A 22,113-nucleotide genomic window follows, 5' to 3' on the forward strand; every position below is an offset into this window, starting at 1 on the left:
TGACAACAATCGGCCAAACGCGTCCTCATGAAAACGCACCCACTCATCTTCTTCGCTTTTCTCTGAATCTTAAGGTGGGGGTCTTACTGTCCACGAATAGCGGGATCACATCAATTTATTGGCGAGTTTACAATATACGACTCAAAAACGGCTATCAGGAAGTTCCTGATAACCTAAAAAAACGCAGCCATTACAGCTGCGTTTTCCTTATATTATTATTTAGTTTCAATTAAACCGTATTTTCCATCCTTACGTCCATATACAACATTTGTTTCATTTGTTTCTGAATTTGTAAAGACGAAGAAGTTATGGCCTAACATGTCCATTTGTAAAATTGCTTCTTCTACATCCATTGGTTTTAAGTCAAATCGTTTTGTACGAACAAGTTCTAATTCATCTTCAGCAACCTCTTCTTGCGCAGTTGGTTGCTCTGGAAGAATCAACATTGTTTTTGTAATGCCATTTTCACGTAACTTACGATTTACCTTTGTTTTATGTTTACGGATTTGTCGTTCAAGTTTATCTACGACTAAATCAATAGCAGCATACATATCGCTATTTGTTTCTTCAGCGCGAAGTAATAAATCCGGAAACGGAATTGTTACTTCCACTCGTTGCTTGTCAGAGTACACTTTTAAGTTTACCTTAATTTCTGGAAAAGTCTCGAAATAGCGCTCTAACTTACCTAGCTTTTTCTCTACATATTCCTTTAATGCTGGAGTTACTTCAATATTTTCACCGCGAATGTTAAATTTCATAAGATGAACTCCTCCTTTCAAGCCTATGTATAGGTTTTCGACAAAGGTATCAAAAACCCTTCTTTCATTTTTAAATTTTTTGACAAAATCGATATTTTTTTATCGAATTTTGTAGAAAAAGAAATGTAATTCCTTTTCTATTATTATTTTATCCTATTTATATCGTAGTTATCATATATAAGTGTGAAAAATCCGTTACAAAAATACTACAACTTTTTGACAGCTTTTTGTTTATCCCGCTATTCGCGGGCAGTAAGACTCCTACCTCAAGATTGTGAGGAATCCGAAGAAGATAGGTAGTGGATAACTGATGGAAGTTTCACTTTATGATAAAGCCTCCGTTACCTATGTAACGGAGGCTCCCCTATGTGAAACGCTGGTCTTTGAAGCCTCACCATGTTTCAACTATAACTTCACAACATTTGCTGCCTGCGGACCACGCGCACCTTCTACAATATCAAATTCAACTTTTTGTCCTTCTTCTAACGTTTTATATCCGTCATGCTGAATGGCAGAAAAATGAACAAAAACATCGTCACCGCCATCGCGCTCAATAAACCCAAAACCCTTTTCCGCATTAAACCATTTTACTTTTCCTTGCATGTTCTTTCCATTCCCTTCAATCGTAAAATAAGGGTATCTGCCCCATACTTTGAATATAACGAATGGAAAAGTGCAAAGTCAAAGAAGACTTGTCGCCTTTTTATTGTACCTTTCGACATGTCTTATTTCTCAATATACACAGAACGCACAACCGTCCGATTATATGCTTTTCCCTCTTTATTCTTTCCTTTAATATCAATCGTTACGTTATACACACCTGATTTTGCGACATCTGGCAAATTTCCGGTGAATGTGACTGTATCTGTCTTTTGCAGCTTATTGGAGTGCGATACTAAATTCCCATCCCGATCTACAACACGTATATCAAAGGAAAGATCCCCCTGCTGTAGGGAACGTTTTGTAGATTGCTTTAACTTAAATTCCGCTTTATTTTTCTTGACTTTACCCGGCATTTCTAACGTAAACGGTGCAACCTGTTTATAATTAGCCAGCATAAGATATGCATCTTTTTGTGCTTGTGACATCATTTTTAAGCGCCACTCACCTACTTCCATTTGATCAACCTGGAATGTTCGGATTGTCGCTCCGCTAAAATACGCATATTCTTCTCCCGTCGCTGCTTTGCTGTTTTGATTGGTGTACACCTTGCCAGATGGAGCGATAAGCTGCATCTGTACGTCTGGAGATGCAGTCAACACAGAAACATTTCCATCCGTTACAGTATCCACCGCAAAGGTTTGTTCCACCCAACTGTTTGGTGTGAGCGGTCCTCCTAACACCGTTTGATTAGCATTCACAGCTAGATTTTTTTGTGATTCTTCAAATATATTTTCGTTTGCAATAGAGGCAACCGCAGAAGTATTGCGCAAATAAGGCTCAATCCGTGAAAATACAGCTGATCCTTTTCGAATGCTGTCATGATCCAGGCTAGCATCTGTAAACAGATGTGTTCCATAAGGAAGTTTCGTGCTCCATTCATTGACTAACCCATCATTAGAACCATACCAGGAAAGGTAAAATCCGCCTATAGACAGTGCAGAGAAGGCAGGTCCCCAGCTCGTGCCCGCAACTGTATAATAACGGTTCAACTTTGCGTTTGGATTACTATCCGTTATGTTACGAAACTGCGCCATTTCCCCTGTCTGCAAAGAGTACGTGCCGTCATCCCGTTGTCCTAACAAGGAAGCCAGCCAACCTGCCCACCAACTGTACGCCAAATCTGCTAAGTTAGAGCCATAGTGCGGAGAAGCGAGCGTCACTACGTTTCCAACAAAGCGACTTGCACCGTAGTGAACGAGCGCTGCTTGCGTGTCAGGTCCACCTTTGCTGTGTGCGACAATATTGATCTTTTTACCAAAATGATTATAGATTTGCTCCAGCATAGAAGCGAGCAAACGCCCATTATCCCACTCACTTGCTGAGCCCTTTCCGGCCGCATCATACAGCTGAACGAAAACAGTTTGATACCCTGCATTATAAGCATAATTATACATATCGTTCATACCGTGATAAACGGTTTCACCGTACCAGTCCTTAGCAGTTCCATTCTTACCTTGAACGAAAACGATAGGTGGTTTATTCGCATCACGCTCAGGAGTTGCCCCTAAAAACCAACTCCCAGGAGTAAACGATTCTGATGGCGGAAAAATCCCACCAGACATTTGCGTAGAACTAGCGGAAACGGATGAAATATGAAAAGAACAAAAAGCAAAGATAAAAATAGTCAATACTGCGAAAAAACGTTTGCACTTATGCAACACAGCAGTCCCCCTTATTGAATTTGCAATTCCCATCTTCATGCAAATACGTTGTTCTTCAATTCATCCTATAATTTATAGTTGATGGAATGATAAGCGTGTAATAGAAAACGTCTCCCTAATTTTAGTTTGAATTTTCCAACTCATTTACTTTTTATTTTTCTACCTCCATTGCACTTAATGGTGATGAACGTATTCTTTCTTAATTTCTTAAAAACCTTCTAAAAATTTACAATCCACGTTGAGAAAATGTACTTAAGATTTATCCCGTAAAAGCCCGATTGGTGAGAGCTTTCCATCAGTAGGGGAGGAAGCCCCTCCACTGACGGAAGTTCACTTTATTGTAGCTAGAGTGGCCGGAAGGATTCCCTGTGTATCCAAAAGTGAAAAAAATTCCAGAATATTTGAGTTGCACTGTATTAGTAAAGAGGACACCAAACAAGAAGTCAGCGGCAAAGCGTCAATGATGAAACATTCCGTGCACCTCGTTCATAGAAGCATTGCGCCGCTTGACGCACCGTAATCCCAGTTGTGTATACATCATCAATTAGGAGAATATCTTTTCCGTGAAAGGATTCTTCCTCTACAAAATAAAAGGGCCGCGGACGCTGCAAACGTTCTGTTCTTGTTTTCTTACTTTGCTTCTCTGCATCACTTCGCACGAGTGATGTTTTCACAATTGGAATAGATAAGCATGAGGCTAACAATTCTGCTTGATTAAATCCTCGTTCATATTTACGAGACAGACTAAGAGGAATAGGAACAATACAATCACAATGGAGAAAATACTGCTGAAAAACGTTGGAAAAAGAAGAAGCAAACACTTGAACAAGAGCGGCGTCGCCGCGAAACTTAAAACGGGCTAATACTTCTTTCATCCAATCATTATATACATAGACAGATCGATTTTTTACATATACATGCTGAAAATACGGATCTTGCTTCCAGCGTAAGCAGTCCTTACAATATTCACCTTGCTTATATTCATCTGATAGATACTGAAAGGGTCTTCCGCAATCTGCACAAATGTCTCCTATAATATAAGAAAATTTTTGTTCACAGTATGCGCATACGCACCCCTTTTCTTGTTCAACAAAAAAAGAAAACCAGCTCGGCAAAACAGAGATAACATCATCACAAAGAAGGCAATGCATTAGTCTACCAACCCTTCTTGCTTTGCTTGTTTGTTCATTGATTGAATTTGTTTTTTGGCCGCAACCATCGCTTCTGTCTTTCCATAATGAAAATAGATGACATCGCCATAAGGAGAATGACTACTACGCCCCGCTCGTCCTGCAATTTGAACGAGCGCACTTTCTGAAAAAACATGCTCTTCTGCCCCCAACACCGCCACCTGCAAATTCGAAACGGTAACGCCTCTTTCTAAAATCGTCGTCGTCACTAATAACGGAATCTCTCCCTTTCGGAATGAAGCCACCTTTTCTTTTCGCTTCAGATCTTCCGCATGCACGCCTTCTATACGATTATCAATACATTTTAAAATAGAAACAATTTCTTCTACATAACAAACATGAGGAACAAATAAAAAAATAGGATATTGCTTTTCGAGATATACACGAAGCCACCGCAAAATAATTGAAGGTAAGGTTTTCTTTTGGATGGATTTTCGCCAATTCCCGCACCAGCGAAAAATAGGGATAGGTAGGGGATAACGATGGTAGCGTGCAGGAATAATCACTCCTTTTTGTTTTCCATTACGAAGCTTTCGCTGCCAGTCTTTAGATGGAGTGGCTGTCAAATAAATAAACGCTGCATTTTCTTTACTAGCAGAGTTAACTGCGTATTGCAGCGTTTTATCCATTGAATAAGGGAAGGCATCAATCTCATCCACGATCATGACATCAAATGCTCTATAATAGCGTAGGAGTTGATGAGTTGTCGAAACAACAAGCTGCACATTTGTATATAAGTCGTCACTTCCACCATATAATGCACAAATTGAAACAGATGGGAATACTTCCCGCAAACGGGGATAAAGTTCGAGGACAACATCCGTCCGCGGCGTCGCAATACAAACACGTTCTCCTTTACTTAGGGCTTCTTGTATACCATGAAATAACATCTCTGTTTTCCCTGCACCGCATACGGCCCAGACGAAAAAGGATTCTTTTCTTTGCACTGCCCTTACAATTCCATCTGCAGCCTTTTGTTGTCCTTCTGATAACTGACCGTTCCACTCAAGACAATTCACTATGATTTGATTTTGTATAGGACCAATCCAACGAACGAGCTGTGTACATTCACTCACTCTTCTCATCAAGATGCACTTCCGGCAATATGTACACATTTTATTGCAGCAATAGCATAAAAACGAAAAAAATAATCGCCGTTTTTCATTTCCGCAGCGCTGACACATATAACGAGAGCTTTTCTTTATCACGCCTTGCTCATAACAAATATAGCCATCTCGCTCCAGTTGATAAAGTTCTTCCTTTGATACGGATACTTCTTCTAGTAATACCTGTCGGCCTTCTAGCATCTCTCTCCCCCTTTCTATTTTCACTATAAAAAGATTGAAAGAGTTTGTAAAAAATCAAAAAAGCCGATAACCTACTCTTAAAATAGTAAGCTATCGACTTTATACACGTATTTTATATAATTAAAATTCTAGAATCTACCGTAACCTAAGAAATGTTTTTGGTTGTAACTACTGTTAATGTTAGAATATGCAATTCCGTCATCACCAGCGTGAATCATTTGTCCGTTGCCAACATAAATACCGATATGAGATGGACCTGCTTTATACGTACCTTGGAAGAATACTAAATCACCAGGTTGTGGGCTGCTAATATGCTGAACAGAATTCCAGTATCCAGCTACATCTTGACGACCTACGCCGTAAATGTAAGAAATGAAACCACTGCAGTCAAATCCACCGTTAGATGGAGATGCACTACCCCAAACATATGGCATACCAAGGTATTTTTGTGCCTTTGCAATTACACTTGAATCCCCGCCGCCGCTTACTTCTTGTGGCGGTGCTGCAGGAGCTGGTTTCGAATTAGAAGCATTTTTAGCTTGTCCGCCGCCATTATTTGCTGGTTGTTGCGTTTGTTGTGCTTGCTGTGGTTGTTGTGCTTGTTGTGCTTGTTTTTCTTGTTGTTCAGCTAAGCTTTGTAAGTATAGAGCTTGTTTTTCTAAATCTTTCAATTGCGCCTCTGTGCTAGACATTCCATTTACAACTGTTTGCATTTTTGCACTTAAATCATCTATTGCTGCTTGTTTTTTCGCTTTTTCAGCATCAAGTTCTTGTTTCGAAGTTTCAATTTTTGCTTGTGCATCTTTTAATTCTTGTTGTTTTACTTTTATAAGTTCCACATCTTTTTTCACTTTATCTTGATCTTGTTGTTGCATTTTCATAATGTCTTGGTCAGACTCAAGAATTTGTGAAACAGAAGTTAAACGATCAATTAAATCTGCAAGACTTTTAGAATTTACAACTACTTCCGTTACAACATTCGTGTTTGGTTTCTCTTGAAGAGCAACTAAACGCTTCTTCAACAGTTCTTCACGCTGTGCAATTTTCGTTTGTAAATCTGCAATCTCTTTATCTTTTTGTTCAATTAATTTTTGTGTGTCTTCTACTTGCTTCGTTGTTTCAGCAAGTTTAGCTTCGTTCTCTTGAACAGACTTATCCAATCCTTGAATTGTATTCTTTAATTCGTCCATTTGTTTTTGAAGATCATCACGTTCTTGTTGTTGTTTATGTAAAGTGTCATTTTGTTGTTGAATTTGTGTTTTTACGTCGTCATTTTTTTCAGCAAATGCATTTGGTGTTACTACTGAAAACATCATAAATCCTGCTGCTAATGCGCAAGATGCGATTTTAAATTTTTTCATTCTGTTTTACACCGCTTTCTTTTTCTTGGTTTTCCGAATTTGTCTAATAAAATTTATACCATAATTACCAATGTTTTTTAGCAATGTTACGCTTTTGTAAAAGAAATGTAATATTACGTTTGTAATTTCTTGACATTTATGTTCTAATATTGTGCCTTTTTGTAGAGAAATGGAGAATGAGGACGATACTTTTTTCTCTTTTGTCGCACGATTTTATTTACTTTATAGTGATGTGATGTATAACAAAAAACTCTCTTGCTATCACGCAAGAGAGTTTATAATCTATTAAGCTTTTACTTCCTCTAACCAAACACCATTTTCATTGAACTTATTCTATTTGCCATTGATTTGATAATTTCCTTTTACCATCTGAATTGAAATAATACCATTTTCTACCATCATATAACCAACTCGTCTTCTTCACACCATGTTGGCCATAGTAAGACCATATACTACCTTCTTTTTACATATCTTCCAAATTAACAATTAAATTTTCAGCTCCACAAGAAGGGTTATATTACACTCAAAATACACACGTAACCTCTTTGTTACATTAACGCAATACTTTTAATCGAAAAGAAATATTTTTTACCGTATTTTCCCTTATTTGTAAAGTAAAAAAGTGCAGGAATATCTCCCTGCACTTTTTTATCCCACTACTTTTTGGTAGTAAAATCCCAATTAATGAACCCATTTCTCTGCCCATTTTTGTACTTCATCCATTACACTCTCTAATGCTTTTCCTTTATCTGTTAAACCATATTCAATACGAACTGGCACTTCCGGATAAACGGCACGCACAACAATTCCTTCACTTTCTAATTCCTTTAAGCGCTCTGATAGCATACGATCGCTCATGTTTGGAATGATATCAGCAATTTCTCGAAATCGTTTCGGTTCTTCTAACAGTGATTTAATAATTAATCCTGTCCACTTTTTACTCAGAAGTGTAAAAGCAGACTCGAACTTCGGACATAAACAAGGATTATGTTCCATATGTTTCACCTCTTCTCTATTATAAAATAGTTTCTTATAAAAAGTAAGTAATTAAACTTATTTTGTTTGTTATATTTTTACCAAAAAAGCTCTCTACATGAAAGAGAGCTTTTTTTATTTCGTGTACCATCCTAAACCAAGAGCACCTTCTCCTAAGTGTGTACCAATTACCGCTCCGAAATAACCGATTCGAATTTCCACATGCGGGTATTTTTCTTCCAATTCTTGCTTCCATTCTTTTGCTTCTTCTTCCCGATTAGCATGAATGATAACTGCTTCCATTGGCATACCTTTACTTGCTTGTTCATCAAAAATTTCAACAATACGTTTTAATGCTTTTTTACGCGTACGAATTTTTTCAAACGGAATAATAACTTTATCACGGAAATATAGTACCGGCTTCACTTGCAATAAGCTTCCAATAAATGCCTGAGCACTATTTAAACGACCGCCGCGCTGCAAATGATGCAAATCATCTACAACGAAATACGCATCCACTGTTTTCTTCATTTCATCATAACGAGCGATAATCTCTTCCGGCGTTTTCCCTTCACTCGCCATTTTTGCGCCTTCACGTGCATAAAAACCTTGAACTTCACAGCTAATTTCTGAGTCGTATGTATATACCTTTACTCCGTCTACCATTTGACCAGCTGTCGTCGCCGTCTGATATGTACCACTAATACCGCTAGAAAGATGAACGCTAATCACTGCATCATATTCTTTCCCCAGCTCTTCAAATAACTCAATAAACTTTCCGATAGCTGGTTGAGATGTCTTCGGCAGCTCTTCTTGTTCACGAACTTTCACATAAAAATCTGCAGCTGTAATTTCAACCTCTTCTTGATAAGAATCATTCCCAAAAATGACATTCAACGGGATTATATGTATATTTAATTCTTCACGAACATGTTTTGGTAAATATGCCGTACTATCAGTTACAATAGCTGTTTTCATTTTCGTACCTACCTTATAAACAAATTTATTATTAATTGTACATGAAAATGGAAAAAGGTGCATTAACTGCTGAAAAAACGAGAGGTTAAGATTATAAGTGCTATTTCAACAATTTACAACAAAAAAATTCAAATTATAATAGAAATGGCTAAATTTCTGCAAAAAAAGATTTGAAACTCCACACTAGCCCTTTTAGAATAAAAAGTATTGATAATTTATCTATCTAACGAGTAATACGTTCTTCACCTTCTGAGAAACGAAAGAAACTGAAGGTAGAACCCTGTTTCACAAGAACCCAATTTCATAAAGCTAACCATCAGCTTGGGATAGAACTGCCCACTGATAAAAGCTGTAATTTATACAGATAGGGGCGTAAAAATTAGTGCTACTACAATATTTCACCGTAAAAGGGTGCGGCGAACATGAAATAGTGATTCAAAAATCTCGCTTTATTTGTCATGTAAGCCGCGCAACAACAGAAGAAGAAGCGCAAGAATTTATCCAAAAGATTAAAAAACAACATTGGAATGCAACCCATAACTGCTCAGCCTACTTAATTGGCGAACATGACCAAATTCAAAAAGCAAACGATGACGGAGAACCCAGCGGTACAGCTGGTGTCCCAATCCTAGAAGTGTTAAAGAAGCGTCACTTAAAAGATACTGTCGTTGTTGTAACGCGTTATTTCGGTGGCATTAAACTAGGAGCAGGCGGTTTAATTCGTGCATACGGGAAATGTACAAGTGAAGGTCTAAATCATGTCGGCGTCGTTGAACGAAAGCTAATGCGCGTCATGAAAACTGAAATTGATTATACATTACTCGGAAAAATTGAAAATGAACTACGCAACTCTGTATATACGATTAAAGATATACACTACTTAGATCATGTCACGTTTGACACATATGTGGAGGAAAGCCAAAAACAATCATTCACAGAATGGATGATTGAAATCACAAATGGGAAATGTACAATTAATGAAGATGAGATGCTATATCTAGAACAAGATATAGTACAACACTAATTTATACTTAAAGGAGATTATTTATGGAAGATCGTTATCATCATCTCCAGAATAGAAGGACGAAAAAGAAAAGAAGACGCAAATCGCTTATATTCCTTATTTTTGCTCTCCTTATCGGAGGCGGAGCATTTTATGCGTATAATTCTTACTCTTCTTTAATGGGAATTTACAGCGGCTCGAAGCATGATAAATCTAAACTCCGCACAGAGGATGTAGAAATTACGAAAAAACCATTTAGTCTTTTAATCATGGGAATTGAAGATTATGCCACAGGCGGCCAAAACGGACGAACGGATTCCTTAATGTTTGCAACTATTAATCCAAAAACCAAGCAAGTATCTTTAATGAGTATCCCGCGTGATTCACGCGTAACAATCGCTGGGCGTGACAAAAAAGATAAGATAAATGCAGCTCATGCCTATGGCGGAGAAAAAATGGCCATGGATACAGTGGAAAACCTTTTAAAAGTACCTGTCGATCATTATATTAAATTAGATTTTAAAGGATTTAAAGGCATAGTCGATGCAGTTGGCGGCGTTACAGTCGATGTTCCATTCGATTTCTGGGAACGCTCTGATGTTGACTATTACAAAAAGATTGAGTTTAAAAAAGGACCACAGCATTTAAATGGCGAAGAAGCCTTGGCTTATGTTCGGATGAGAAAGCAAGATCCGAATGGGGACTTTGGCCGTGCTGCACGTCAACGTCAAGTACTTGAGGCGGTGTTACAGGAATTAAACTCACCTTCTACTGTATTTAAAATCAATGACATTGCAAAAGTAGTCGGAAAGTATATAAAAACAGATATACCTGTATCAGATGGTCTTGCACTCTATAAAGAATTCTCTGGCTTTGATACATCTACCATTCAAACAGTAAAAATGGAAGGCAAAGATGCAAAAATAGATGGAATTTACTATTTCGTTCCAGACGAATCAAATATCCAAGAAATTCACCATACCTTTATGCAAAACTTAGAACTTGAAGATTCAGCTCCTGCGTCGGATACACAAGAACAGCCTGAAACACAAGAACCGGCTAAACCATCTAGCTCGAATATACAACATCAACCTGAAAAGCAAGAACCAGCTAATCCATCTCATGGCTCGAATATACAACATCAACCTGGAAAACAGGAACAATCTACACCATCGTCTAAATCGCATGAACAAAAGACAAATTCAGACACTCATGAATCAAATACAGAATGGCAAATGCCTGCACATTAAAAACAGCTATCTCCGTAAATGGAGATAGCTGTTTTTTTATCCCGCTCTAACGGGCAGTAGAATGTTATTCATTGTTGCAAAATCAAACTGCCCGTATGAGCCCGATTGGTGAGAGCTTTCCAGCAGTAAAAAAATCGTTTACTGATGAAAGTTTCGCTTTATCCCGCTCTAACAGGCAGTAAGATGCTATTCATTGCTGCAAAATCAAACTGCCTATAAGAGCCCGATTGGTGAGAGCTTTCCAGCAGTGAAAAAATCGTTCACTGCTGGAAGTTTCACTTTATTATTTATTAAAATACTCCACAATTGCTTTTACAATACGCTCTGACGCATGCCCGTCACCATATGGATTCGATGCTTTTGCCATTGCACTGTGTGCTTCTTTATCTGATAATAACTCATTTGCTAAAGTAAAGATTGTTTCTTCATCTGTACCAGCAAGCTTTAATGTACCAGCTTCAATACCTTCTGGACGCTCTGTTGTATCACGAAGAACAAGAACCGGCACACCAAGTGATGGCGCTTCTTCTTGTACACCGCCAGAATCCGTTAACATTAAGTATGAACGTGATGCAAAGTTATGGAAATCAATTACATCAAGCGGCTCAATTAAATGAATGCGATTATGATCTCCTAAAATTTCTCCTGCAATTTCACGAACAACAGGATTCATATGTACTGGATATACAACTTGCACATCTTCATGTGTTTCGACAAGACGCTTAATTGCACGGAACATATTGCGCATCGGTTCACCTAAATTTTCACGGCGATGTGCTGTCATAAGGATAAGACGGTCATCTCCAACCTTCTCTAAAACAGGATGCGTATATGATTCTTTTACTGTTGTTTTTAACGCATCAATTGCTGTATTTCCTGTAATAAAAATATTTGCCTCTTTTTTGTTTTCTTGCTGCAGGTTTGTTGCAGATTTTGCCGTCGGTGCGAAATGAAGATCTGCCATGACGCCTGTTAATTGACGGTTCATTTCTTCTGGGTATGGAGAATATTTATCCCACGTACGAAGACCAGCTTCTACATGACCGATTGGAATTTGATTATAAAATGCAGCAAGGCTTGCAATAAATGTTGTCGTTGTATCACCATGTACAAGAACGATATCTGGCTTTGCTTCTTTCATGATCTTATCTAAGCCTTCTAAACCGCGCGTTGTAATATCAATTAACGTTTGACGGTCCTTCATAATATTCAAATCATAATTCGGTGTAATACCGAAAATATCTAACACTTGATCTAGCATTTGACGGTGTTGTGCTGTTACTGTCACAATCGACTCGACTTGTTCTGAATGTTTTTGTAGCTCTAACACAAGAGGGGCCATTTTAATAGCTTCGGGACGCGTTCCAAAAATCGTCATTACTTTCATGCGTTCTGTCATATTGAGTTCCTCTTTTCTTTCAGTGTTTCAATTTATCATACGAGATAACACTTGTTATTATATATGAGAATTCTAAACAATAGAAGGAAATATTTACTAAAAGAGATGTGAAACATCACGCTTTCGAACTGCTCTTCTACCAATGGAATAGTAATCAACAGCATAATTCTCTATCTTTTCCAAGGGATAACAATTTCTTCCATCAAATAAAATCGGTTCATTCATAAGCTGTACATACTTCACAATGGGATACGTTCGAATACTTTCCCACTCCGTTACAATAAAGGCTGCATCTGCTTTCATAATGGCTGCATCTATATCTGTCGTATATTGTACTTGATGTGCCAATATACGCTTCGCATGTAAAATTGCCTTTGGATCGTACACGATAATATTAGCTCCTAAAGCCAGTAACTGTTCAATAATCATAAGAGAAGGCGCTTCCCTTATATCATCTGTATTTGGCTTAAATGAAAGACCGAGAACAGCAACTCGTTTCCCTCGTAAATTCATCACCTTTTCTGCCTTCTCCACGAGTGAAGCTTGTTGCTTATTATTTACTTCGATGACTGCTTTTAATAACCTGAAATCATGCGCCACATTCCCAGCAATTTGCACAAGTGCGTTTGTATCTTTCGGAAAACACGAGCCGCCGTATCCAATACCCGCTTGCAGAAAATGCGGGCCAATTCTTTTATCGATTCCCATACCAGCTGCCACTTCCGTCACATCAGCCTGTACTTTTTCGCATATATTTGAAATTTCATTGATAAAGCTAATTTTCGTCGCTAAAAAAGCATTCGATGCATACTTAATCATCTCTGCACTGCGCACATCTGTTGTAAATATTTCAATTGGGAGCGATTTATACAGCTCACCAACTCTCTTTGCAATCTCTGTTGTTTCTGCTCCAATTATAATTCGATCACCATGAAAGAAATCATGCACACCAGAACCTTCTCGCAAAAACTCCGGGTTTGATACAAGATGTATACTTATATCTGCTCGCACTGACTCTCGAATCCATTCTCTCATAGCATCATTTGTCCCAACTGGAACCGTACTTTTCGTCACTACAGTCACATCACGCTTTGCGTACATGCCAATGTCACGGCACACATTTACAATATGTGTTAAGTTTGCAGATCCATCTGAGTAGGACGGTGTACCAACCGCCACAAAAATAAAATCAGCTGCCTCGTAAGCTTCTTCTCGCTTTGAAGTAAACGATAATCTCCGTTTCAAAACAGCCTCTTCCAATAATCCTTGTAAGCCCGGTTCATATATCGGCAATTCATTTTTCTCTAACAACTGTATTTTTTGTTCATCAATATCAAAACAAATCACAGAGTGCCCAAGTGTCGCTAATCCAACCCCTGTCACTAACCCGACATATCCAGTACCTACTACTGTAATTTTCATAAACAACACCTCCTACTTATGGTTTGTTTCACTTTAATTTTATTATATGAAACATCTTTAGCCTCATTTTTTAAGCTTTTGTAAAGAAAAGCGCTGAAATTCTCGAAAGTGAAACTTTAATCAGTGTAAGTTTTCTTCATCTCCTACTGATTATTAGTTGAATCAATCAGGCACCTGCCAGCAGCTATCCCCCACCTATCTTCTTTCATTTTTCACAATCTTGAAGTGGGAGTCCTACTACCAAAATATCTTGTAAAAAACAAGTCAGCTGCTTTATCGGCAGCTGACTTGTTTTTACTTACTATATCCGTTCGGGTGAGCTGTATGCCATTCCCAAGCCGTGTGAATCATTTCTTCAAGTGAATATTTTGCCTTCCAGCCTAATTCGTCATAGATCTTTGCTGAAGAAGCGATCAGTTGTGCTGGATCTCCAGCGCGGCGTTCCGTGTAAACGACATTCGCCTTCTTCTCAGTTACACGCTCACACGTTTCAATCACTTCTTTTACAGAAAAACCTTTGCCATTTCCTAAGTTATACACTTCATTTGTTTTTTGTTCATTTTGTAAGCTTTGCAGTGCTAAAATGTGCGCCTCTGCTAAGTCTGTTACATGGATATAATCACGAATACAAGTACCATCATTTGTTTCATAATCTGTGCCAAATACAGAAATTGTTTCACGTTTTCCTAATAAGTGCTGCAACACAAGCGGAATTAAATGTGTCTCTGGTGTATGATCTTCTCCAATTGTTCCTGATACGTGAGCACCTGCTGCGTTAAAATAACGCAGTGCAACATATTTCATGCCATAAGCCGCATGAAAATCTTGTAAAATATGTTCAATCATTAATTTAGAACGTCCGTATGGATTGATTGGGTTTGTTGCATTCTTTTCTGTAATGATATCTGTATCTGGAATTCCGTACGTTGCTGCTGTTGAAGAGAAAATAAACGATTTCACATCATGCTCCATCATTTTTTCAAGCAACGTAATCGTTGCCGTTACGTTGTTTTTATAATATTTCAACGGATTCAAAACGGATTCTCCGACAAGGCTATTTGCTGCAAAATGCATAACAGCATCAATAGAATATTTGCCGAATACACGATCTAAATCCGCTGCATTGCTTAAATCTCCTATTTCTAGAAGTGCTCTTTTATCAACGCTCTCACGATGACCAGTCGATAAGTTATCTAATACGACCACTTCAAAATTTTTGTCTAACAATTGTTTTACTGTATGACTTCCAATATATCCTGCACCGCCAACTACTAAAATCATGCTTTCTCCCCCTGAAAAAAAATTTATCATCAGATACCTTTGCTCCATATTATAAAGTGAAACTGCCATCAGTTGAGAGGTTTTCACTCTCGACAAATGGAAGTTTTCCTTTATTATACATGTCCCTCAACATTTATGTATGACACACTATGACGAAAAATAATTCAAAAACCTAATCTCATCATATATATATATTTAGACTACACGATTATATCATGATTCACACCCGCAATTTACCATATACTCCTAAAGTAGGAATCATACATATTTTCCTGTAAAACATCCATATTAAGATTAATTTGCATCTATAATTCACTAAAAAATGTCACATATTTTGACCCTCATTACTCAAAGTCAAGGGAAAAAAAGATTGAATTCTATTCTTTTTATGATACCATATGTTATGAGCCAAAAACACATATCGAACTTTTAAGCAAAAGAAAGATTTGCATACGTTAAAATATAAAGGGTGGGGTATTAATGGACTCACGAACTATTTATGCAGTATTGGCATCTTTCATTACCGTACTAATTGCTACCCCTTTCGTGATTAAGTTAGCTTTTAAGATCGGGGCAACAGACAAGCCAAATGCTCGTAAAGTACATCAGCAGATTATGCCTCGTCTTGGCGGACTGGCAATTTTCATCGGAGTTGCTGTAGGTTGCTTCGTTAGCGGCTTGTATGAACAGCGTATCCTATCGATTAGTGTAGGTGCTGTCATAATCATCATCATTGGTATATTAGATGATGTGTATGAACTATCTGCAAAAGTAAAATTCGGCGGACAACTTGCAGTCGCATTGCTAATCGTGAAAAATTTACAAATATCGGTGCTTTATATTCCAATTTTAGGAGAAACTGAACTTGGATGGTTATCTTATCCGATTACAGTATTTTGGATTGTCGGTATTACAAATGCCATTAATTTAATTGACGGCCTTGACGGATTATCGGCCGGAATTTCGTCCATTGTTCTTGCAACGTTAGCTTATATGGCTGCTACTAGCGTTACTGGCGCTGGGAGTGCTATCATTTTGCCGCTTGCGTTAATTGCACTGGCAAGTACAATTGGATTTCTATTCTATAACTTCCATCCTGCGAAAATCTTTATGGGGGATACAGGGGCACTGTTCTTAGGATATTGTATTGCTGTACTATCACTACTTGGACTGTACAAAAGCGTAACACTGTTTAGCTTTATCGTTCCAGTCATTATTTTAGGAGTACCAATATTTGATACAACATTTGCGATCATTCGCCGTATTGTAAATAAAAAACCAATTTCGGCACCAGATAAATCACATTTACATCACCGCTTACTTGCACTAGGATTCTCTCATCGAACAACGGTGCTTATCATTTATGCCTTCGGGATTTTCTTTAGTGTCAACGCGATTATTTTTTCAAGCGCAACATTATGGTTATCCATTTTTCTTCTATTCGTTCTTATTTTAGTTACTGAAATTGTCGCAGAGATTATTGGTCTTGTACACGAACACGATCGCTATAAACCAATTATTTCAGTCTATAAAAAAGTAAAAAAACGTGAAGAATAACAATAGTATAACCAATTCAATATAAAAATATACAAACCGGATGATTTCTTTAAAGAAATCATCCGGTTTTTTGTTTTCCAAAATATAGTTCGTTTGAGAATACCACTATTGGAGCAAAATAACGGTACAATTTTCAAATTAGGGTGAGCATCATGATTAAGCGAACGCTTCTACTGATTTGTTTGTTTTATACTATCATCTCATGTTTTCTATCATCTAAGCAGGCTGCAGTTGTATCTTCACATGAGAATCGCTCTATCGCTCATCTTGAAACACAACTGCCTCATCAGCATACAGCTACCCCGCAAGGAAAAGTGGCTTATTTAACATTCGATGATGGACCAAACAAATATACATCACAAATTTTAAATATCTTAAAGCAAAAAAATGAAAAAGCAACCTTCTTCGTTATTGGCGGACGTGTCTCTCGTTATCCTCAAACAACAAAGCGATTGATTCAAGAAGGTCATTACCTAGGATTACATAGTATGTCTCATAATGCAAAATACCTTTATAACGGTGATCCCTCTATTTTAGTTTCTGAAATGGAACAAGCTCGGGCAATCGTTCAAACTATCACCGGACTCGATACGCATCTCGTTCGCGTTCCTTATGGCAGCATGCCCCATTTAAAGAAAAACTATCGTGATGCTCTTGTTGTAGCTCACTATAAAATGTGGGATTGGACAGTCGATACATATGATTGGAAAAGTGATCATAATCCTTCTGCTGTATTGGAACGGATAATGAATCAAAGTAATAAACCAGTTGAAGTCATTTTAATGCATGACTCAAGTGTCACCGTGCAAGTTTTACCAAACATAATTGACTATCTTCGTTCACAAGGGTATACACTTCTTCCTTACAACCCTTCTTCTCATTTAGAAGTTAATTTTTGGAAGGATACGAGATTGTAACAACTTTAGCCTCCGCTAAATCTGTCCACTCTTTCCCCAATTCCTATTTTTGTGTAAACTTTAAAATAGTGATCAATAGCCGAGGGGAATGAAGCCCCCCACTTATGGAAGTTTCACTTTACCCCGCTCTAACAGGCAGTAAGTTGCTATTCATTGTTGCAAAATCAAACTGCCTGTAAGAGCCCGATTGGTTCAACTAACCATCAGTGAAAAAATCGCTCACTGATGGAAGTTTCACTTTATAAAACAATACAAAAAGGAGTTGACCAAGTTAGGTCAGCTCCTTTTCCTTGTTAGCATACCTCTTGAATTTGTCCGCGAATTTCATCTTGAGGATATTGCTCTGTATGCACATTGACATACGCATTTCTCCCTGTATTTCTTTCATAAGATCTGCTAAAGTCTTTCCTTGGAGTGGCCCAACAAGATTATCTTTTGTCAATACACCCTTTACAACGCCTTTATCAATACTAATCCCAGGATTCACTGGTCCATTTTGTCCTTCCTTCCCTAAATGAATGTGAGCGACAGTCATCTTCTAGTTAATTTATAATATAGCTTTGTAAAGTCTTCATTAAACATGAATTTCACCTTACTACAAGCATCAGTTTCTACAGGAGGGACTTCATTACGTCCTTTTAATCTAGCAAAAAGGCTTTTGTCACTCTTCTAACCACCTCCTTATATAAAGCTGATACGATACTCATTCCGTTCTAAATATGCTTGTTTCTTTGACTACCTCACCCAAATTTCCAATAGAGTGAAACTTCCATAAAACGATACTCGCAGTGTATGCAAATTTACATATTTATTACATTCTATCGATGTTCTTATTTACATATATTCGATATGATAGAAGAAAACGTTCATCAAAAAAGAAGGAGAATTTACTTCATTTTGAAAACAAAACAAACCATCACAAACTACTTACAAATATTAATAGAAATCTTTCTCGTTTCCACGAAACTTGGGCTCACTTCCTTTGGGGGGCCTGTTGCACATCTTGGCTATTTTCACCACGAATACGTTCAAAAACGAAAGTGGATAGATGAAAAAAGCTACGCTGATTTAGTAGCGCTTTGTCAATTTCTTCCTGGCCCTGCTAGTAGCCAAGTCGGCATGGGCATTGGCTTATCTCGAGGCGGCATACTTGGGGCGATTGTTTCTTGGCTTGGATTTACGTTACCTTCCGTTCTTGTGCTCGTATTGTTTGCTTCCGTATTACAGCAAATAGACATTGCCCATGCCGGATGGATTCACGGCTTAAAACTTGTGGCCGTAGCAATTGTCGCTCACGCATTATGGGGAATGGCACAGAAGTTAACACCAGACCGTGGCCGCGCAACGATCGCAGTCATCGCTACAGCTGCTGTTCTATTATTCCAAGCAGCTTGGATACAAATCATCGTTATTTTATTCGCCGGTGTAATTGGGTGGCTCTTATACAGAGAGCATACAATAGCAACTGAAACAAAAATATCCATTCCGATTTCACGCAAAGTCGCAGTGCTATGCTTATCTCTGTTCTTTCTCTTATTGATACTATTACCAATATTACGCCCTCTCTCGCACTTGATTGCCATGTTTGATAGCTTCTACCGATCAGGCTCTCTCGTCTTTGGCGGTGGTCATGTCGTTCTTCCGCTTTTAGAAAATGAGTTTGTGTCAAACGGCAGTATAACGAAAGAGCAGTTTCTCGCTGGCTATGGAATGACGCAAGCTGTCCCTGGACCATTATTTACATTTGCCGCTTATATCGGTGCGATTATGAACGGAGCCCTCGGAGCAACAATTGCGACGATTGCAATTTTCCTTCCAGCTTTCTTACTCGTAGTAGGCGTGTTACCTTTTTGGGATGCACTGCGCCGTAAACCGTACGTACAGGGTGCTCTGCTTGGTATAAATGCAGCTGTTGTCGGTATTTTACTTGCCGCCTTCTATCAACCGATTTGGACGAGCTCGGTTGAGAAGCCTGCTGATTTCGTTGTCGCATTACTCTTATTTGCAATGCTTGCCTTTTGGAAGCTGCCGCCGTGGGTAATTGTGATAGTTGGCGCGATAAGTGGAATCATTTTGTCAGTATTATAAGAAAGACGGCTATTCCGAGAAATAGCCGTCTTTCTTATATATTAAAACTTTACAAGCTCCACTCCACTTGGAAGCTTACTCTCTGTTAAAATCCGTAATTCTTCAACACGCTTCATGACATAAGATGAACATTTCATCAACTCCGCATCGACATAGCCTGGATGCACCATAATTTCAACTGTTGCCCCGTCCCGTACACGCTCTTGTAAATTTGTAAAATAATCATCCGTTACACCAACTCCGTAAAAATTACGGAGAAATACATCAGAAAATGGACTTACTGCACGGCCTTGTTTAAGGCGGCGTACTGGGATTTTATACTTCTCTGTTAATCTTTTTAATACACCATGTAAAATCGGCAGTGCATGTACGTGATGATGGCTATCAAAATGCGTCGGTGTTAAACCATAGGATAGAAACTTGTCAATTTGAGCGGTCCACTCTCGCTCGACGTCATGCGGATCTATATTTCCTTTCCGAATCGTATGTTGCGAATGAAACGAACCATCTTGTTTTATAAGAGAAGGCACATCAGAAAGCAATGGTTTTCCTGCGGTTAATACGAGGTGCACGCCAACTCCTAACGTCTTATATTCCTTCGCTAATTGCACTGCATGTTCTACTCCCGGCATATTCATCATCATCGTTGTAGAATTGACAAGTCCGTTAACATGCGCGTCAATAACACCGTAGTTTACACCTCGCGTTAAGCCAAAGTCATCTGCGTTTACGATTAATCGAATCATTCTATCCCCTCCCATTACGTAACAAGAAAAAAGCAGGCTTATATAGCGCTGCCTTTAGTTCTCCACCTTTTTGAAGAATTGCGGAAGATACTCTTTATGAGCTTCTAGCATTTCATCTAAAATTTGCTTTGCCACTTTATCGGATGGTACAAGTGGGTTAATCGTCATCGCAAGCAGCGCCTTATGATAATCACCTGTTACAGCAGCTTCAATTGTTACACGTTCAAACGATTTAATTTGCTGTACTAAACCGCGAACCGCTACCGGTAAGTCCCCAACTGCAATTGGCTTTGGACCATCCTTTGTAATGACACAGTTCACTTCAACAGCAGAATCAGCTGGCAGACTTGCAATTGTACCATTATTTCTTGTATTTACAGGCTGGATGTCACCTTTATTGTTATAAATAGAGGTAATTAAGCTACACGCTGCATCACTATAATATGCTCCGCCGCGTTTTTCTAATTGCGGTGGTTTAATGTCTAGATTGGGATCTTTATAAAGCTCAAATAAATCAGCTTCCAATTTTTTTACGACTTCTGCACGTATACCCTTTTCCATGGATGCTTGTTTTTCTTCTTCTAACATTTCGCGTGTTTTGTAGTAGTAGCGATGATATGGACACGGAATCGCACGAAGTGCACGAATGAAATCAGGCTCCCAATCAAGCGCTACAATATTCTGTACTGTAATTTGTTTTTCTGGGTCTGTCACTAATTCCAGCAAACGATCCATGACGCTCACACCATCTAAATACACATCCAATCCGTACACCATATGGTTTAAACCTGCAAAATCAACGTGTACACGGCTTGGATCTACATCGAGAATCTTCGCTAATCCCATACGAATCCCAATCGGAACGTTACATAACCCAACAACTTTTTGAATGTTTGTATAGCGAAGGATAGCTTCTGTTACCATACCTGCTGGATTTGTAAAATTGACTAACCATGCATTTGGACAAATCTCCTCTATGTCTTTACAAATATCTAAAATAACAGGAATCGTTCTCAAAGCCTTAAATAAACCACCAGGACCATTTGTCTCTTGACCGATCACATCATATTTTAATGGAATTGCTTCATCTTTACTGCGCGCTGCTAATAATCCCACGCGAAACTGCGTTGTAACAAAATCTGCCCCTTTTAACGCTTCGCGGCGATCAAGCGTAAGATGAATATCAATTGGTACTCCTGCCTTTTTTACCATACGCTTTGCTAAGTTACCTACGATCTCTAACTTTTCTTTTCCTTCTTTTATATCAACTAACCAAATTTCACGAACAGGAATTTCATGATAGCGCTTAATAAAACCTTCAATTAATTCTGGCGTATAACTAGAGCCGCCGCCAATTGTTGTAATTTTTATTCCACGCATGCTGCATGTTCCCCTTTCGCATGAATTAACAGTACTGTAATCTCTGTTTTTTTCTCCTCCTGCTTCTGATTGTATGAGCTCGGTTTGAAAATGATGCGCTTCATTCAATTGCTTCTTTTGGCGTCGTCGGAGAATTCTATCATACCTTTCGAGAGGACTCCCACCTCTAAACATATG

19 protein-coding genes and 1 pseudogene are annotated in these 22,113 nt (G+C 38.4%); 5 read left to right on the forward strand and 15 right to left on the reverse strand.

Going from position 1 to position 22,113, the window contains the following annotated elements; genetic code table 11:
* Positions 1-215 precede the first annotated feature (215 nt).
* The 9 genes from hpf to NKR74_RS22405 all read right to left on the reverse strand — a co-directional run bounded on the left by hpf (position 216) and on the right by NKR74_RS22405 (position 8,893).
* Positions 216-758 carry a ribosome hibernation-promoting factor, HPF/YfiA family gene (gene hpf, locus NKR74_RS22365; protein WP_253630877.1) on the reverse strand — a complete coding sequence of 181 codons (543 nt, stop codon included), beginning with the start codon at positions 756-758 and terminating at the stop codon, positions 216-218.
* A 405-nt stretch (positions 759-1,163) separates the two neighbouring features.
* Positions 1,164-1,361 (reverse strand): cold-shock protein CspD, encoded by a 198-nt coding sequence (gene cspD / locus NKR74_RS22370; RefSeq protein ID WP_098308341.1) that lies wholly within the window; start codon positions 1,359-1,361, stop codon positions 1,164-1,166.
* Between the two features lie 122 nt (positions 1,362-1,483).
* Positions 1,484-3,082: a lipase family alpha/beta hydrolase gene (locus NKR74_RS22375; RefSeq protein WP_375337682.1), complete on the reverse strand. Its 1,599-nt coding sequence runs from the start codon at positions 3,080-3,082 to the stop codon at positions 1,484-1,486.
* 443 nt (positions 3,083-3,525) lie between these two features.
* A complete protein-coding gene (locus NKR74_RS22380) occupies positions 3,526-4,233 on the reverse strand; it encodes a ComFC family protein (RefSeq protein WP_253630878.1) in 708 nt (235 codons plus the stop codon).
* Entirely contained in the window at positions 4,233-5,579 is a 1,347-nt protein-coding gene (locus NKR74_RS22385; RefSeq protein WP_253630879.1) for an ATP-dependent helicase ComFA, read from the reverse strand. The genes NKR74_RS22380 and NKR74_RS22385 overlap by 1 nt, the downstream gene beginning before the upstream one ends.
* Positions 5,580-5,707: 128 nt before the next feature.
* Positions 5,708-6,940, reverse strand: coding sequence for a C40 family peptidase (locus NKR74_RS22390; protein WP_253630880.1), 1,233 nt, complete (start codon positions 6,938-6,940; stop codon positions 5,708-5,710).
* Between the two features lie 328 nt (positions 6,941-7,268).
* A complete protein-coding gene (locus tag NKR74_RS22395) occupies positions 7,269-7,364 on the reverse strand; it encodes a hypothetical protein (protein ID WP_253630881.1) in 96 nt (31 codons plus the stop codon).
* Between the two features lie 257 nt (positions 7,365-7,621).
* Positions 7,622-7,936 carry a winged helix-turn-helix transcriptional regulator gene (locus tag NKR74_RS22400; protein ID WP_098308329.1) on the reverse strand — a complete coding sequence of 105 codons (315 nt, stop codon included), beginning with the start codon at positions 7,934-7,936 and terminating at the stop codon, positions 7,622-7,624.
* A 114-nt stretch (positions 7,937-8,050) separates the two neighbouring features.
* Complete coding sequence (locus NKR74_RS22405) at positions 8,051-8,893, reverse strand: DegV family protein (protein WP_253630882.1); 843 nt, start codon at positions 8,891-8,893, stop codon at positions 8,051-8,053.
* 382 nt (positions 8,894-9,275) lie between these two features.
* On the opposite strand from NKR74_RS22405, the gene NKR74_RS22410 reads away from it, so the two are divergent.
* Together NKR74_RS22410 and NKR74_RS22415 are read left to right on the forward strand one after the other, a co-directional pair.
* Positions 9,276-9,917: a YigZ family protein gene (locus NKR74_RS22410; RefSeq protein WP_253630883.1), complete on the forward strand. Its 642-nt coding sequence runs from the start codon at positions 9,276-9,278 to the stop codon at positions 9,915-9,917.
* Between the two features lie 23 nt (positions 9,918-9,940).
* Positions 9,941-11,146, forward strand: coding sequence for an LCP family protein (locus NKR74_RS22415; RefSeq protein WP_253630884.1), 1,206 nt, complete (start codon positions 9,941-9,943; stop codon positions 11,144-11,146).
* A gap of 283 nt (positions 11,147-11,429) precedes the next feature.
* Here NKR74_RS22415 and wecB read toward each other — a convergent pair whose 3' ends face one another.
* From wecB to galE, 3 genes are all read right to left on the reverse strand, one after another.
* Positions 11,430-12,545 carry a non-hydrolyzing UDP-N-acetylglucosamine 2-epimerase gene (gene wecB, locus NKR74_RS22420; protein ID WP_253630885.1) on the reverse strand — a complete coding sequence of 372 codons (1,116 nt, stop codon included), beginning with the start codon at positions 12,543-12,545 and terminating at the stop codon, positions 11,430-11,432.
* A gap of 96 nt (positions 12,546-12,641) precedes the next feature.
* Positions 12,642-13,967 (reverse strand): UDP-glucose dehydrogenase family protein, encoded by a 1,326-nt coding sequence (locus NKR74_RS22425; protein ID WP_253630886.1) that lies wholly within the window; start codon positions 13,965-13,967, stop codon positions 12,642-12,644.
* A 294-nt stretch (positions 13,968-14,261) separates the two neighbouring features.
* Complete coding sequence (gene galE, locus NKR74_RS22430; RefSeq protein WP_253630887.1) at positions 14,262-15,248, reverse strand: UDP-glucose 4-epimerase GalE; 987 nt, start codon at positions 15,246-15,248, stop codon at positions 14,262-14,264.
* 480 nt (positions 15,249-15,728) lie between these two features.
* Here galE and NKR74_RS22435 point away from each other — a divergent pair, with 480 nt between their 5' ends.
* Entirely contained in the window at positions 15,729-16,805 is a 1,077-nt protein-coding gene (locus tag NKR74_RS22435; protein WP_098308315.1) for a glycosyltransferase family 4 protein, read from the forward strand.
* Positions 16,806-16,957: 152 nt separating this feature from the next.
* On the forward strand, positions 16,958-17,722 hold the full coding sequence (locus tag NKR74_RS22440; RefSeq protein WP_098308313.1) for a polysaccharide deacetylase family protein: 765 nt from the start codon (positions 16,958-16,960) through the stop codon (positions 17,720-17,722).
* Between the two features lie 293 nt (positions 17,723-18,015).
* Here the strand turns inward: NKR74_RS22440 and NKR74_RS24225 are convergent.
* Positions 18,016-18,373 (reverse strand): annotated as a pseudogene (locus NKR74_RS24225) (CHRD domain-containing protein); the annotation flags it as partial.
* 246 nt (positions 18,374-18,619) lie between these two features.
* On the opposite strand from NKR74_RS24225, the gene NKR74_RS22450 reads away from it, so the two are divergent.
* Positions 18,620-19,810, forward strand: coding sequence for a chromate transporter (locus NKR74_RS22450; RefSeq protein WP_253630888.1), 1,191 nt, complete (start codon positions 18,620-18,622; stop codon positions 19,808-19,810).
* A gap of 41 nt (positions 19,811-19,851) precedes the next feature.
* Here NKR74_RS22450 and chbG read toward each other — a convergent pair whose 3' ends face one another.
* Complete coding sequence (gene chbG / locus NKR74_RS22455; protein WP_098308311.1) at positions 19,852-20,556, reverse strand: chitin disaccharide deacetylase; 705 nt, start codon at positions 20,554-20,556, stop codon at positions 19,852-19,854.
* A 54-nt stretch (positions 20,557-20,610) separates the two neighbouring features.
* Complete coding sequence (locus NKR74_RS22460; RefSeq protein WP_253630889.1) at positions 20,611-21,936, reverse strand: 6-phospho-beta-glucosidase; 1,326 nt, start codon at positions 21,934-21,936, stop codon at positions 20,611-20,613.
* Positions 21,937-22,113: the final 177 nt, after the last annotated feature.

The sequence above is a fragment of the Bacillus sp. 3103sda1 genome, assembly GCF_024159135.1.
In the GTDB taxonomy this organism is placed as follows: Bacteria; Bacillota; Bacilli; order Bacillales; family Bacillaceae_G; genus Bacillus_A; species Bacillus_A rhizoplanae.